Genomic DNA, 15,656 nt, shown 5'->3' on the forward strand with positions numbered 1-15,656 from the left:
ATGGGCGGGCGCTGAAGCTGCATGTAACTTATTGATATTTAAGCTAATTTTTAATTTGAATAAAAAATATTCGGGGAATTGAGCGTTTTATTTTAGCGGGGCCAAAACCCTGCGGGGGAGACTGGAGGAGGTTTCATGGCTGTACGCAAGTTTCGCCGCATCATGGCGGCCAACCGCGGTGAGATTGCCATTCGCATCTTCCGCGCCTGCACCGAGCTGGGAATCGGCACGGTGGCCATCTATTCAGAGCAGGACCGTCTGTCCCTGCACCGCTACAAGGCGGACGAGGCCTACCTGGTCGGCAAGGGCAAGGGGCCGATCGACGCCTACCTCGACTTCGAGGAGATCGTCGATCTGGCCCGCCGCAAGGAAGTGGACGCCATCCATCCCGGCTACGGCTTCCTGTCGGAAAACCCGGAATTCGCCGAGGCCTGCGAACGGGCCGGCATTGCCTTCATCGGCCCGCACGCCCGGATCATGCGCGAGCTCGGCGACAAGGTGGCCGGCCGCAAGGTGGCGATCGAGGCCGGCGTTCCGGTGGTGCCCGGCACCGAAAAGCCGGTGCAGACCGAAGAGGAGGCCCTGCTGTTCGCCAAGAAGACCGGCTACCCGATCATTGTCAAGGCCTCAGCCGGCGGCGGCGGTCGAGGCATGCGGGTGGCGCGCAACCGCGAAGAGCTGATCGAGGGGATGCGCGCTGCCGCCAGCGAGGCGCAGGCCTCCTTCGGCAACGCCGCCATCTTTCTGGAAAGATACATCGAAAATCCGAAGCATATCGAGGTGCAGCTGCTGGGCGACAAGCACGGCAACCTGGTGCACCTGTACGAGCGTGACTGTTCCATACAGCGACGGCACCAGAAGGTGATCGAGGTCGCCCCGGCCATCACCCTCAGCAAGAAGCAGCGGCAACAGGTCTGTGACTACGCCCTGGCCATCGGCAACGCCGTCGGTTATGTCAATGCCGGCACCGTCGAGTTCCTGATGGACCGGGACGGCAAGTTCTACTTCATCGAGGTCAATCCGCGCATCCAGGTCGAGCACACGGTGACCGAGCTGGTGACCATGCGCAATCTGGTGCAGGCGCAGATTCTGGTCGCCGCCGGGCACAGGCTGTCCGATCCGGAAATCGGTATCAGGAGCCAGAAGGACATCGAGCTGCGTGGCGCCGCCATCCAGTGCCGCATCACCACCGAAGACCCGGCCAACAACTTCGCGCCCGACTTCGGCACCCTCAAGGTCTATCGCTCGGCGGCCGGTCTCGGCGTGCGTCTCGACGCCGGCAGCGCCTACGCCGGGGCGGAGATCACGCCGCACTACGATTCGATGCTGGTCAAGGTGTCGACCTTCGGCCGCAATTTGCAGCAGGCCGCCCGCACCATGAACCGGGCTCTGCAGGAGTTCCGCATCCGCGGCGTCAAGACCAACATCGGCTTTCTCGAGAACGTCATCACCCACCCCGACTTTCTCGGCGGCAAGTACGACACCTCGTTCCTCGAAACCCATCCCGAGGTGTTCAAACTGCCGGTGAAGAAGGACCGGGCGAACAAGATCCTCTCCTACATCGGTCATGTCACGGTCAACGGCTATCCCGGCATCGCGGAGCACAAGCGCCTGCATTTTCGCGACCTGCGGGAGCCGCGGGTGCCCGAGATTCCCTACGGCAAGCCGCTGCCGCGCGGCAGCCGCGACATCCTGCGCGAGAAGGGCCCGGAGGGGCTGGCCGCCTGGGTCCGGGAGAACAAGCAGCTGCTGATTACCGATACCACCATGCGCGACGCCCATCAGTCGCTGATGGCCACCCGCTTTCGCACCGCCGACCTGGACCGGATCGCCGAGGCGACGGCGCACCTGGGCGGGGGGCTCTTCTCGCTCGAGATGTGGGGCGGGGCGACCTTCGACGTCGCCATGCGCTTCCTTTTCGAGGATCCCTGGGAGCGTCTCGACCGGCTGCGGGAGAAGATTCCCAACATCTGTTTCCAGATGCTGCTGCGCGGTTCCAATGCCGTCGGATACACCAACTATCCCGACAACGTGGTGCGCGAGTTCGTGCGCAAGGCGGCCGAGAGCGGCATCGACATTTTCCGCGTCTTCGACTCGCTGAACTGGACCAAGGGGATGCAGGTGGCGATGGAGGCGGTGCGCGAATCGGGCGCCGTCTGCGAGGCGGCAGTCTGCTACACCGGCGACATCCTCGACCCGAAGCGTGACAAGTATCCGCTCAAGTACTACGTCGACATGGCCAAAGAGCTGGAGAAGATGGGCGCCCACATCCTGGCGATCAAGGATATGGCCGGCCTGCTCAAGCCCTTCGCCGCCGAAAAGCTGATCAAGGCGCTGAAGAACGAGATCGGCATTCCGGTGCATCTGCACACCCACGACACCTCGAGCAACGGCGGCGCCATGCTGCTGATGGCGGCCCAGGCCGGGGTCGACGTGGTCGACGCCGCCCTGTCCTCGGTGTCGGGGCTGACCGCCCAGCCCAACCTGAATGCGCTGCTGGCCGCGCTTGAGGGGACGTTGTGGGATCCCAAGCTGGACAGGCAGGGTCTGCAGGAACTGGCCAACTACTGGGAGACGGCGCGCACCTACTACGCTCCCTTCGAGTCGGAGCTGCGCAGCGGAACCGCCCAGGTCTACGAGCACGAGATTCCCGGCGGCCAGTATTCGAACTACAAGCCGCAGGTCGAGGGGCTCGGTCTCGGCGATCGCTGGGAAGAGTGCAAGCAGATGTACCGCAAGGTCAACGACATGTTCGGCGACATCGTCAAGGTGACCCCCAGCTCCAAGATCGTCGGCGACATGGCCATGTTCATGGTGCAGAACAACCTCGAGCCGGAGGACATCTTCGAGCGGGGGCATGAGCTGACCTTCCCCCAGGGCGTCATCGACTTCTTCAAGGGGATGATCGGCCAGCCCTACGGCGGTTTTCCCAAGGAGCTGCAGAAGATCATCCTCAAGGACGAGCAGCCCCTGACCTGCCGGCCGGGCGAACTGCTGGAGCCGGTCGACCTCAAAGCGAAAAAGGAGGAGCTGGAGAAAAAGCTGGGTCATCCCGTCAGCGACCGCGACGTGCTGTCGGCGGTTCTCTATCCCGGTGTCTTCGAGGAGTTCGACCGCCATCGCCAGACCTATTCCGACACCTCGGTGCTGCCGACGCCGGTCTTCTTCTACGGTCTCGATGTCGGTGACGAGGTGACCATCGACATCGAAGAGGGCAAGACCCTGATCATCAAGCTCAACGCCATCGGCCGGGTGCAGGAGGACGGCACCCGCAACATCTACTTCGAGCTGAACGGCATGCCGCGCACCGCCCAGGTCAAGGACCTGTCGGTGGAGGCGGGCGGGTCGAGCCGGCAGAAGGCCGACCCGGACGACGAACGTCAGGTCGGTGCTCCCATGCCGGGCAAGGTGTTCAAGCTGCTGGTCAAGGTCGGCGACGTGGTCAAGGAGGGGGACACCCTGCTGACCACCGAGGCGATGAAGATGGAGACCAACGTCAAGGCGAAGATCTCTGCCGAGGTCAAGGAGATTCTCTGCCAGGAAGGCGACCAGGTCGACCAGGGCGATCTGCTGGTTGTACTTGGCTGAACCCTATCCGTCGTCACAACGGATGTCTTTGGCCGGATCCGCAGGGTCCGGCCCTTTTTTTTCAGGGGCGGTTCTTTTCCGCCAGCCCGGCGTTGGGTGCCTCTTCACTTGTGCGGCGTACCATCCAGGTACGCCTCCGCGCTCATCGGCGCCCGCCTTGATCTGACGAAAAACTCCTCGCCCTTGAACGGGGTGGGCTGGTGGAGGGCGTCCCTCTTGCCGGCAGGTTTGGCAGGGGCGGTTCTTTTCCGCCAGCCCGGCGTTGGGTGCCTCTTCACTTGTGCGGCGTACCATTCAGGTACGCCTCCGCGCTCATCGGCGTCATCCGCGGCAGCGCATGGTTCCGGTTTTCCTTTCCCGTTCTGTAAGTGAAATGTCGTATTTCGTCACGCCCGGCCGTATGCTGGGGTGTGCCGCAATGCTGAAAGACGTATCGCCAGGAGGGTCCATGAACGCCGAATCCATCGGTCGCGCCGGTGACTTCGACCGGCTCGACATTCCCCTCTTTCTCGACGCGGTGCCGGCCGGCTTTCCCTCGCCGGCTTCCGACTACAAGGAGCGTACCCTCGATCTGAACGAACTCTGCGTCAGGAATCCCGCCGCCACCTACTTTGTCCGGGCGCAGGGGGATTCGATGATTGAGGCCGGCATCTTTCCCGGTGACGTGCTGGTGGTCGACCGCTCGCTGGAGGCCCGGCACGGCGATGTTGTCATCGCCGAGTTCAACGGCGAATTGACGGTGAAGAGGCTGGAGCTGAAGCCCGAGGTGCGGCTGGTGCCGATGAACCGCCGGCACGCGCCGGTGCCGGTGCCGGAAGGGGCCGAGCTGGAGATCTTCGGCGTGGTCACCACGGTCATTCATACCCTGCGCCGGCCATGAGACGTTTCGCCCTGGTCGACTGCAACAACTTCTACTGCAGCTGCGAGCGCCTGTTCCGGCCGGACCTGAAGAAGGTGCCGGTGGTCGTGCTCTCCAACAACGACGGCTGCGTCGTCGCCCGCAGTTCGGAGGCCAGGGCGCTGGGAATCGGCATGGGTGCGCCCCTGTTCAAGGTGCGGGAGACGGTGAGGCGTCACAACGTCCGGGTCTTTTCCTCCAACTACGCCCTGTACGGCGACATCTCCGCCCGGGTGATGCAGACTCTCGAACGGTTCAGTCCCGACTTGGAGATCTACTCCATCGACGAGGCGTTTCTCGACCTGAGCGGCGTTGCCTCGCCAGTGGAATATGGACAGGAGATCCGCGCCACCGTCCACAAGCACGTCGGCGTGCCGGTAAGCGTCGGCATCGGGCCGACCAAAACCCTGGCCAAGCTGGCCAACTACGCCGCCAAGAAGTTCAAGGCGACCGGCGGTGTGGTCGACCTGAGTGACCCGCAAAAGCAGCAGCGCCTGCTGGCGATCGCGCCGGTCGGTGAGGTCTGGGGCGTCGGCCGGCGGCTTGCCGCCAGCCTGCAGAAGCTGGGCGTGACCACGGCGCTCGATCTGGCCCGCACGGAGCCGCGCCGCATCCGGAGGCGCTATTCGGTGGTGCTGGAGCGGACCGTGCGCGAGCTGAACGGGGAGAGCTGCATCGATCTGGAGGCGATGCCGGCGGCGAAAAAGCAGATCGTCTGCTCCCGCTCCTTCGGCGAGAAGCTGACTGATTATGCGGATGTGCGCCAGGCGGTGTACGAGTTCGCCGCCCGCGCCGCCGAAAAGCTGCGCAGGGAAGGACAGCTGGCCCGCATGGTTCATCTCTTCATCCGGACCAGTCCGTTTGATGGAACCGGCCCCGGCTATAACAACGCCGCCACCGGCACGCTGCCTTGTCCCAGCGCCGACAGCCTGGAAATTCTGGCCCTTGTCACCCGCCTGTTCGACGACATCTGGCAGGACGGCTGCCGCTACGCCAAGGCCGGGGTGATGCTCGGCGATTTCTGTACTCCCGACCAGGTGCAGCCCGATTTGTTCGCGGCCGAAGCGGACCATGACCGAAGCGACAGGCTGATGCGGGCCATCGACGCCATCAACCACGGCGGGCGGGGCAAGGTCTGGTTCGGCGGCCAGCGCCCGCAGAAGGACTGGTTCATGCGCCAGGCACATCTGTCACCGGCCTACACCACACGCTGGGAGAGTATTCCGGAGGTTGGGTGAAGGCGTAAGTTTCCCCACCGTGGGGGGGATTGAAAAAATGTTAAGCCATCTTTACTTGCGACGATAAGATTAAAGTAAGTCATTGCCTTGCGGAGGGAATGGCGTGAAAAACAAAGAACTGCAAGCTATTGTCCGAGCTATCGGCGATTTGCCTCCCATGCCGATCGTTGCTGTGAAGGTGCTGGAAATGCCCCAGAAACCGGACACCACCGCAGGGAAGCTGGCCAAGACCATTGCCAGCGACCAGGCTGTTTCAGCCCGTGTACTGAAAATCGTTAACTCATCTTTTTACAGCCTGCGACGCAAAATCACCTCCCTTGAACATGCCATTGTTATTCTGGGCGAAAAAACTGTTAAAAGTTTGGTGTTTGCTGCGACTATCAGAGGGATCAACAAATCCTGCGGGCTGATGGAGAAGATACTGTGGGAGGATTCGCTCGGCTGCACCATCGGTTCGCGGATGGTGGCGGTCTGGTTCAAGTCGGCCGATCCGGAGGAAGCCTTTGTCGCCGGACTCTTCCGTCATAACGGCAAGATGGTGTTCAACAATCTGGACCCTGAAAAGTTCCGCAAGGTGATGGAGGCGGTCTGCAATGGTGAGGGGAGCGAGGAGGAGATGGAGGCTCTCTTCTTTCCCTACGGACATGCCGAGGTCGGTGAGGCGGTGCTGACCAAGTGGAATTTTTCCGAGGATCTGGCCCAGGTCGCCCGCTATCACAACGATATTTCCGGCATCGATCCCGTCGAACAGTCCAGGGATTCAAAGTCGGAAAAGATTATCGGTTCGACAAAGAGGTTCTGAGAAGCTGGGCCGAGGAATAGAACCCGAAATTCCAGGGCGGTAGCCAATTAAAACAGGACAAAGTGATGATTCCACGTTGGATGAAGATCGCCCTGTCTGCATCAGTGCTTGCCCTGCTGGCCGGAATTTTCCTCTACGGCCGCACCGAAATAGAGCGCGAGATGACCCGGCTGCTCAGCCAGGAGACCTTGAACGTCAATCTCGGTTCTAGTGTTCTCGCGCGTAATCTGGAAAGCATTTCCCGCGACCTGAGTTTCCTTTCTACGTACAGCGCCCTGAAAAACGCACTAGATGATCCCTCGTCCAAATCGCTGCAACTTCTAGCCAATGACTTTGCCAATTTCTCGCGCAGCAAAGGCATCTACGACCAGATACGCTGGCTGGACGAAACAGGCATGGAGATTGTTCGGGTTGATTACGCGGAAGGCAAGGCTGTGGTCGTTCCGACCTCCAAGTTGCAGAGCAAAGGTAAACGCTACTACTTTACCGGCACTTTCAAGTTGCAGCCCGGCGAGGTTTTTGTTTCGCCGCTCGACCTGAACATCGAGCAAGGCAAGGTCGAGGTGCCGTTCAAACCCATGCTGCGAGTCGCGACGCCGGTGACCGACAGTCAGGGGGCAAAACGGGGTATCGTCATCCTGAATTACTACGGGCGCAATATGCTTGATGCCTTTGCAGAAGCCACCAGCCATATTGCCGACCACATCATGCTAGTGAATGGCGAGGGTTACTGGCTGAAAAGCCCGAACCCTGCCGATGAATGGGGGTTCATGTTCAAAAAGCCGGAACTGAGCCTGGCTGTGCGAAATCCCGAGGCATGGGAGAAAATTAGTGCGTCCGACAATGGCCAGATTCAAATGTCTGACGGCTTGTGGACATGGCAAACTGTATATCCCCTGCTCGCCGGTCAGAAATCCAGTACTGGTGCCGCTGATTCCTTCGCGCAGAGTCGTGGGGAGATTGAGAACAAAAAATACGTCTGGAAGTCGGTGGCCCATTTGCCAAGAGAGGCTCTTACCACGGTCCGGCAAGCCATATGGCTGAAGCTGGGTGGTGTTGCGGTGGTCCTGCTCTCGCTGCTCGGCTTGGGAAGCCGGGAACTGGCCAAAATTTGGGCCGCCATGCGCGCCGACGCGGAGCTCCACAACATCATGATGAAAGCCATCGGCGACGGCGTGATCGCCACCGACGTCAGGGGTCGCGTGAAACTGCTCAACCCCGTGGCCGAAGCCCTCACCGGCTGGACGGACGCCGAGGCCCGCGGAAAACAGGTGGAAGAGGTTTTCCGCTTAGTTCACGAAGAAACGGGGGAAAAGGCGGAGGACCTGATCGCCAAGGTCCTCCGCGATGGTCACCTGATGCTGGGATTGGCCACCAACACCCTGCTGATCGCCAAGGACGGCGTGGAGCGGCCTATCGCCGCTTCGGCCATTCCCATCCGTAACGTGCAGGGCGACATCACCAGCGTGGTGTTGGTGTTCCGCAACCAAAGCGAGAAGCGGCAGGCGGAAGAAGCACAAAGGCTGCTGGCCGAGACCATCAGGGCTAGTCTCAACGAGATCTACATCTTCGCCGCCGATACTCTGCGCTTCCTCTTCATCAACGATGCTGCGCTGCGAAACCTCGGGTATACGATGGCACAGATGCTGGAAATGACGCCGCTGGACCTGAAGCCGACCTTCACCCGCGAGACGTTTGAGGAGTTGATCGCGCCGCTGCGTCGGCACGAACTTCAGCGTTTAGTGTTCGAGACAGAATACCGCCGTGTAGACGGCAGCATGTATCCGGTTGAAGTGCACTTGCAGCTCATAGAGAGCGCCGGACCGCCGGTGTTCCGGGCCTTGGTCACGGACATCACCGAGCGCAAGCGGGCCGAAGCCGAAAGGGAACGGTTGATTGCGGCCATCGAGCATGTCGGCGAGATAATCTTCATCACTGACCTTGCGGGGACCATTCAGTACGTCAACCCGGCTTTCGAGGCCATTACCGGCTATACCCGCGAGGAAGTCCTTGGTCAAACTCCGCGCATCCTCAAGAGCGGCGAGCATGGCCAGTCCTTTTATCGGGATCTTTGGGGAACCATCACCAGTGGCAAAACCTGGCAGGGTCGCATAGTCGACAAGCGCAAAGACGGAACCCTTTTCACCGTGGACGCAACCATTTCACCGGTGAAAGATCGTTCGGGGCAAATTGTCAGTTATGTAGCGGTCAAGCGGGACATTACGGAATATCTCCAGGTAGCGACCCAGCTTCAGCAGGCCCAGAAGATGGAGTCGGTGGGACGGCTGGCAGGAGGGGTGGCCCACGATTTCAACAACATGTTGAGCGTGATCCTCGGTTGCGCGGAAATAGCCATGGGCCGGGTCGACCCAACCCGGCCGCTTTTCCCCATCTTGCTGGAAATCCGCAAAGCCGCCGAGCGGTCGGCGGATATCACCCGGCAGCTGCTGGGCTTCGCCCGCAGGCAAATGGTCGAACCCAAAGTGCTCGACCTTAATAAGACCGTGGAGGGCACACTGAAGATTCTGCGGCGACTCATCGGCGAGAACATCGATCTGGTGTGGCTGCCCGATTCCGGCGTGGGACAGGTCAAAATGGATCCCGCCCAAATCAACCAGATCCTGGCCAACCTCTGCGTCAACGCCCAAGACGCAATTGCGGATACGGGCAAAATCACCATTGAAACGCGCAACGTCACCTTCGACAATGACTACTGTGCCCGGCACACAGGATCAATCCCCGGCAAGTATGTCTTGCTGGCCGTGAGTGACAACGGCTGCGGGATGGACAAGGAGACCCTTGCCAATATCTTTGAGCCGTTCTTTACCACCAAGGAAACGGGGCAAGGTACCGGCCTGGGGTTGGCTACGGTGTACGGCATCGTCAAACAGAACAATGGATTCATCAACGTCTACAGCGAACCGGGCCATGGGACCACGTTCAAGATTTATCTTCCCCGATACCAAGGTGAAGCCAGACTACCCCGGCAGGATGGACATGGGGTGACTGCCCCATGCGGCCAGGAAACCATCCTGCTGGTTGAGGACGAACCGGCCATCTTGGATGCGACAAAAACAATGCTCGAACAGCAGGGCTACACTGTGTTACCCGCTTCATCACCGGGCGAAGCTCTGCGTCTGGCCGAGGCGCACTCTGGCGAAATTCACCTGCTCATGACCGACGTGATTATGCCTGAGATGAACGGGCGGGACCTGGCCCGAAATCTGACGGCCCTTTATCCGAACCTGAAGAGTCTGTTCATGTCCGGATATACGGCCAACGTCATCGCCCACCACGGTGTTCTGAACGAAAATGTGAATTTCATCCCGAAACCGTTCGGAATGCAGGCCCTGTGCGTCAAGGTGCGGGAAGTGTTGGACCGGAAATAACGGATTCTGCTGCCGGATTTTCTCAAACCAACCGGTGCGGTCTCATGTCAACTGTTTTCCGGCCGGGCTTGTTCCGGTCGATGATCGACCGGGGCGCATGGTTAATAGTGTACAGAGATAGCATTCCCCTGACACTTCCGCCCTTGGCGGGGTGACGGGTTACGCTGTACCGCTCGAACAATAATTACCGCCGGGCGTCTGACCTGCCCGGCTGTTTCATGCTCATTGCTGCCATGAATCCTTGGGGTTGCGGCTTTCTCGGCGCTCTGCTGTTTCCCGGCACCTTCCGTTTTGTGCCTTTGCTGGCATATGTTCCTGAACTGGACCTTCAAACCTGATCAGGATTGGATTCAGATCAACTGCGCCATCATCCGGGTGCTGAAATCATCCAGATTGTCCAGGGTGATCTGGTGCTCGGCGCAGAGGGCTTCCACCTGACGTCGGCGTGTGGGGTCGTACAGGTCGGCAAAGCGGGAGAAGATGCCCGTTCGTCGGCCGACGACGCAGAGCAGCTGTTCGTCCGGCGCCAGGGCCAGAAAGGCGCGCAGCGGGGCGGTCAGCCGCTGGCGGTCGTCCGGCAGGCGGCCGTCCACTTCCGGAAACAGGTTCAGCACGTGGTCGCTTTTGACCCGGCTGTGGATGCCCCGCAGGTTTTCCAGGAACAGCAGCAGCTCCTCGACCATACCGACCTCGCCAAGCTTGCGGAAGGCTCCGGACTGGCAGTCCTGGAACAGCTCGAGCTCGGGGGAAATGGCCAAACTGCGGATGCGGATGAAGTCGGGATCTATCCGGCTCAGCGCCTCGGCCGTTTCCAGGGCGTTTTCCCGCGAGAATTTTTCGCCTCCCAGCCCGGGCATGAAATATTCCGACAGCTCGATGCCGGCCCGCTTCACCTTCTGCCCGGCGATGACCTGGGTCTCCTTGTCCACGCCCTTTTTGACAAATTCCAGCACGGCGTCGGCGCCTGATTCCAGGCCGATGTGAATCCGGTTGAGACCGGCGGCCGCCAGCCGGGCCATGTCCTCGTCGCTGATGCGGGCAATCGAGTGTGAGCGGGCGTAGGAGGTGATTCGTTCGATTTGTGGAAAAGCCTCGCGCAGGTGGTTGAGGATCGCGACCAGATGGTCGGGCTTGACGACCAGGCTGTTGGCGTCCTGCAAAAAGACCGATTTCATGCCACTGTACAGCCAGTTCAGGGCGGCCTGGAAGGCCAGCCGCTCGCTGGCCGGCCGCTCGGGCTGCAGGGCGAGAAGGTCGCGCCGGTCGCCGCCGCCTGGCCGGTTGACGACCCGTTCGATGGCGCTGACATGCTGCCGGATCCGGTCGATGTCCCGCTTGACGTGCTCCACCGGGCGGACGCTGAACCGTTCTCCCTTGTAGATGCCGCAGAAGGTGCAGCGGTTCCACGGACAGTTTCGGGTGATGCGCAGCAGCAGGCTCTGCGCCTCGCTCGGCGGCCGGATCGGCCCCAGTTCGTAGCCCTGGTAGGGTTCCATCTCTGTCATGCTCCCCGTTGCGTGATGTCACCCAGAGTATAGCGCAATGCCGCAGTCCGGGCCCAGACTGTGGGTCACGTAACGTGGACGGTGAGGGGTTTCCCCTGGCAGCGGCATGGGCAGCCCCTTTTATCTTGCCCCTGAATCTGCGTATTCCGAGCCAGGCCGACCAGTGATTCAAGGCTTGGCTCTGCAAACTTTTCTGCCATTCTCAAATTGCCCCGGTCTGGGGTGTCTTGTCCCGTCCTGCCGTCGCCTGTCGCAACAGAAAATACCCCCCAAAAGAAGAGGCGAGAGATCCGACGAGAATTCCGAGCCGGGCAGCCTCTCCTGTCTCTGGACTGCTGCCTTCGAAAGCCAGGGAGGCAATAAACAGACTCATCGTGAAACCGATACCGCAGAGCACCGCCATGCCATGGAACTCACGCCAGTTGACCCCCTTGGGCAGTTGGGCCAGCCTGAGTTTCACCGCAATCCAGGAAAAACCGACGATGCCAAGTTGTTTGCCGACAAAAAGCCCGGCGGCGATTCCCATAGGGAGGGGGGCCAGGAGTGCGGCGGGGGTCATCCCGGCCAGGGAAACACCGGCGTTGGCAAATGCAAACAGAGGAAGAATGCCGAAGGCCACCCAGGGGTGCAGGTTGTGCTCCAGGTGTCGCAGGGGCGAGTGACCATGCAGATCTTTCGCTCTCAGCGGTATTGTGAAAGCCAGCACGACGCCGGCAAGGGTTGCATGAACCCCGGACTTGAGAACACAGATCCAGAGAAGAGCCCCAACAACGATGTAGGCGGCAATGCGGGTTACACCAAGTCGGTTCATGACAATCAAAGCCACTATGGCCAGAGACGCCAGCAACAGAGACAGGGCCGAAAGATTGCTGGTGTAGAAAAGGGCGATGACGATGATGGCACCGAGATCGTCGAGAATTGCCAGGGTCATCAAAAACAACTTGAGTGAACCGGGGATATTTTTGCCGAGCAGAGCCAGCACCCCCAGGGCAAAAGCGATGTCCGTCGCCGAAGGGATGGCCCAGCCTTGCAAGGTGTCCGGATTTGCCCGGTTGATCCAGATGTAGATCAGTGCCGGGGCCAGCATGCCGCCAACGGCGGCAATGCCCGGCAAGGCAATCTGCGGCAAACTCGACAATTCTCCTTCGAGAATTTCACGCTTCACTTCAAGGCCGACCAACAAAAAGAAGATCGCCATCAACCCATCATTGATCCAGAGCAACAGAGGTTTGGCGAGTTCCAGGGCACCGATCTGGACTTCAACGTGAGTCTGCAGAAAAACACCGTAGAGCCCTGCCAGGGGTGTGTTGGCACACAAGAGCGCCAGCAGCATGGCGCCGATCAACAACAGGCCGCTGAATGATTCGAGTTTCAGAAAATCACGTATCGTTTGAACTGTCATTTTTTCACCTTCAATCGACTGGTTGAAATGCCCAGGAGCCCGCAGATGATGTTTTGGCAGGCCCGTTTACGCATCCTGCCCGGAAGCCATGGCTTCCAGCCGGGAAATGCGTTCTTCCATCGGTGGATGAGTTGAAAAAAGCCTGAGTGCCGCGGTGCCTGCCAGGGGATTGACGATAAACAAGTGGGATGTCGTGGGGGGCGCCTCTTTCATCGGCACCGCCTGGACACCCAGCTGCAGCTTGCGTAGGGCGCTTGCCAGCGCCTGTGGTTTGCCGCAGATGCGGGCTCCGGTGGTGTCAGCCTGGTATTCACGGGAGCGTGAAACGGCCATCTGAATCAGCGTCGCTGCCAGGGGGGCGATGAAAGCCATGGCCAGGCCGCCGAGCAGACCATCGCCTTCTTCGTCATCGTTGTTGCTGCTACTGCCGAAGAGAGCGCTCCACTGTAGCATGTTGCCGAGCACGGCAATCGCCCCGGCGAACGTGGCGGCAATGGTGGCGATCAGGGTGTCACGGTTCTGAACGTGGGCAAGTTCGTGGGCCATGACCCCTTCGAGTTCCTCTTCGGAAAGCAGTTGCATGATCCCTTCAGTGGCAGTAACGGCTGCATTCTGGGGGTTGCGTCCGGTGGCAAAGGCGTTGGGGCTTGCGGAGGGGATGATATAGACCTTGGGCATCGGCATGTCGGCGTTTTGGGCGAGACGATAGATCATGCCGTAGAGAGCCGGATACTCCGTTGCCGAGACTTCCCGGGCTTTGTACATCTTGAGGATGATTCTGTCTGAGTGCCAGTAGGAAAGAAAATTCGTGACACCGGCGATGAAGAGGGCGAGGATCATGCCGGACTGGCCGCCGATGGCATTGCCCATGGCGACGAGCAGCAGGGTGAGACAGGTGAGAAGCAAGGCTGTCTTGATGCGGTTCATTTCTTTTACCTCCGTACTCTTTGGGTGCCGCAGGCAAAAGAAAAGACCTTTACCCGCGGCATGTTGCCATGCTTTGGATAAAGGTCTCGCAGATTTCGACTTAAGCGTCGCAACCCCGCGCCCGAGTGGCGGAACCACCGTAATGACGTATCGCGGGCCGGCGTTGTCTCTCGCCGGTTGCTACTCCCCTTTTCGAGACAATGTATTGCAACCCTCTTTTCCTTGTCAACAGGAATCGGTCGGTGTGCCGGTGTTCTGAGGGGGCAAAACCCAAGACGAGGAGTTGCAATCTGTGTCTCAATACGTCCGTCCTGAATTGCGGCGGGACAGCCCGGATTAAGCGTGATAAATCGGGGAGCTGGGGCTAGTCTTCTGTGGCTGATTTTTCAGTTCCGCCGATGGTGATCTCGGTCGGGCAGTCTTTGGGCTTGAACCAGTGCTCGTCGATGAACTCGATGCTGGTGAACTTGTTCAGGGCGCGGCGCAGGTACTTGCCTTCGGCGGTGGCGGCGATGGTGCCGTCGGGCAGGTAGAGCTCGCCGGTACCCTCGAAGATGCGGCCGTTGTAACTGGTGATGCGGCCGACGGCTTTCAGCTCGACGTCGTAGGGTACCGGCTTCTTGTAGTTCACCTTCAGGTCGATGGTGACACCGAAGGTCATGGCGTCAGTGTGGGGGACGATGGCCCGGCCGATGGTCTCGTCCAGGATGGCGGCGGTGATGCCGCCGTGCACCACCTGCGGATAGCTCTGGTGCACGGCCTGCGGTGTGAAGACCGCGATCACTTCCTTCTCTTCGGTTTCGTAGAAGCGGGTTTTCAGCCCGTAGGGATTTTTCACCCCGCAGACCATGCAGTCGCGGGAGATGTTCTGGGTGCCGGCGATGGTGAATTTCATGAAGCCGTCTCCTCCGGGAAGTAAAATGGGCGGGCTGCTGAAAAAGGCTCGCCTACTGCGTTACCCTCAACCATCGGCATTCAACGTACTTTTAAAATTTTTCAGCAGGCCGATGAAGTTGTGCGGTCAGGGAAATTTGGCCTTTTTGTAGACCTTTGTCAACAGTTTCTCATATTCCTGTCCGTCGATGGTGATGCAGGATCTTGCAGTTCTCGGTTTCTTTGTTGACGATCTTATATTTCAGGGCGCCATAACTTTCATGGCTTGGCAGGGTGGCTGTTCGGGGTGGCGTCAACGGGCTGTGCCGTTGCCCTGCGGTTCCGTCCTTTCTTCCTCGATGGGCAGCCGGATGTCGATACGGGTTCCTTCTCCGGGTACGCTGGTGATTTCCAATGCGACGCCGTGCTGTTTGATGATGTCGTGACTGATGCTCAGTCCCAGTCCGGTTCCCTTGCCCTCGGGTTTGGTGGTGAAAAACGGTTCCTTGACGTGGGCGAGATGGTGCTGCGGAATGTCGCTCCCCCTGTCCTCGACCGACAGGCAGACCATGTCGCGTCCCTCGTGCCGACATCGGGAGGTGGTGATGTGCAGAATCTTGGCGGGATCGGTCTCCGGATATTTCTCGTTCAGCGTGTTGCGCGCATTGCTGATCAGGTTGAGCAGAACCTGGATGAGCTGCTGTCTGTTCCCCCGGATGCATGGCAGATCGGGCGCCGTATCGACCTGCAGGTGGATGCCGCTGGTGACCAGCTGCGTCTGGCAGAGGGAGAGGGTTTCCTCGATCACCTTGGCCGGGTCCAGGGGATGATGCTGGTTAGGGGTGTCGCGGGCAAAGGCGAGCAGGTTGCGGACGATGCTTTCCACCCGTCCGGCCTCTTTCAGGACGCGGGCGAGGATGTCGTGGAAGAACGGATCCCGGGTGGATTCAATTTGCAAGTGCACCACCCCTGGCTTCATCGAACACTTCCTGGGGCGTCCGGTAGCCGAGGCACTTTCTCGGCCTGTTGTTCAG

Annotated in this window: 10 protein-coding genes; 5 read left to right on the top strand and 5 right to left on the bottom strand. The window is 60.0% G+C overall.

Going from position 1 to position 15,656, the window contains the following annotated elements; all coding sequences use genetic code 11:
- Positions 1–135 precede the first annotated feature (135 nt).
- The 5 genes from EDC39_RS07535 to EDC39_RS07555 all read left to right on the top strand — a co-directional run bounded on the left by EDC39_RS07535 (position 136) and on the right by EDC39_RS07555 (position 9,915).
- On the top strand, positions 136–3,588 hold the full coding sequence (locus EDC39_RS07535; protein WP_148895765.1) for a pyruvate carboxylase: 3,453 nt from the start codon (positions 136–138) through the stop codon (positions 3,586–3,588).
- A 448-nt stretch (positions 3,589–4,036) separates the two neighbouring features.
- Positions 4,037–4,468, top strand: coding sequence for a translesion error-prone DNA polymerase V autoproteolytic subunit (gene umuD / locus EDC39_RS07540; protein ID WP_148895766.1), 432 nt, complete (start codon positions 4,037–4,039; stop codon positions 4,466–4,468).
- Positions 4,465–5,724: a translesion error-prone DNA polymerase V subunit UmuC gene (gene umuC, locus EDC39_RS07545; RefSeq protein WP_148895767.1), complete on the top strand. Its 1,260-nt coding sequence runs from the start codon at positions 4,465–4,467 to the stop codon at positions 5,722–5,724. Before umuD ends, umuC begins: the two co-directional genes overlap by 4 nt.
- A gap of 103 nt (positions 5,725–5,827) precedes the next feature.
- Positions 5,828–6,526, top strand: a complete 699-nt coding sequence (locus tag EDC39_RS07550) for an HDOD domain-containing protein (protein ID WP_148895768.1) — start codon at positions 5,828–5,830, stop codon at positions 6,524–6,526.
- Positions 6,527–6,606: 80 nt separating this feature from the next.
- Positions 6,607–9,915 (top strand): PAS domain S-box protein, encoded by a 3,309-nt coding sequence (locus EDC39_RS07555; protein ID WP_187426698.1) that lies wholly within the window; start codon positions 6,607–6,609, stop codon positions 9,913–9,915.
- Between the two features lie 350 nt (positions 9,916–10,265).
- Here EDC39_RS07555 and EDC39_RS07560 read toward each other — a convergent pair whose 3' ends face one another.
- The 5 genes from EDC39_RS07560 to EDC39_RS07580 form a co-directional block, all read right to left on the bottom strand.
- Positions 10,266–11,411: a radical SAM protein gene (locus EDC39_RS07560; RefSeq protein WP_148895770.1), complete on the bottom strand. Its 1,146-nt coding sequence runs from the start codon at positions 11,409–11,411 to the stop codon at positions 10,266–10,268.
- A 211-nt stretch (positions 11,412–11,622) separates the two neighbouring features.
- Complete coding sequence (gene nhaA / locus EDC39_RS07565; protein ID WP_148895771.1) at positions 11,623–12,822, bottom strand: Na+/H+ antiporter NhaA; 1,200 nt, start codon at positions 12,820–12,822, stop codon at positions 11,623–11,625.
- Positions 12,823–12,888: 66 nt separating this feature from the next.
- Positions 12,889–13,749 carry a zinc metalloprotease HtpX gene (gene htpX, locus EDC39_RS07570; protein ID WP_148895772.1) on the bottom strand — a complete coding sequence of 287 codons (861 nt, stop codon included), beginning with the start codon at positions 13,747–13,749 and terminating at the stop codon, positions 12,889–12,891.
- Positions 13,750–14,113: 364 nt separating this feature from the next.
- Positions 14,114–14,644 carry a PaaI family thioesterase gene (locus tag EDC39_RS07575; protein WP_148895773.1) on the bottom strand — a complete coding sequence of 177 codons (531 nt, stop codon included), beginning with the start codon at positions 14,642–14,644 and terminating at the stop codon, positions 14,114–14,116.
- A gap of 291 nt (positions 14,645–14,935) precedes the next feature.
- Positions 14,936–15,580, bottom strand: a complete 645-nt coding sequence (locus EDC39_RS07580) for a sensor histidine kinase (RefSeq protein WP_187426699.1) — start codon at positions 15,578–15,580, stop codon at positions 14,936–14,938.
- Positions 15,581–15,656: the final 76 nt, after the last annotated feature.

It is taken from the genome of Geothermobacter ehrlichii, assembly GCF_008124615.1.
In the GTDB taxonomy this organism is placed as follows: domain Bacteria; phylum Desulfobacterota; class Desulfuromonadia; order Desulfuromonadales; family Geothermobacteraceae; genus Geothermobacter; species Geothermobacter ehrlichii.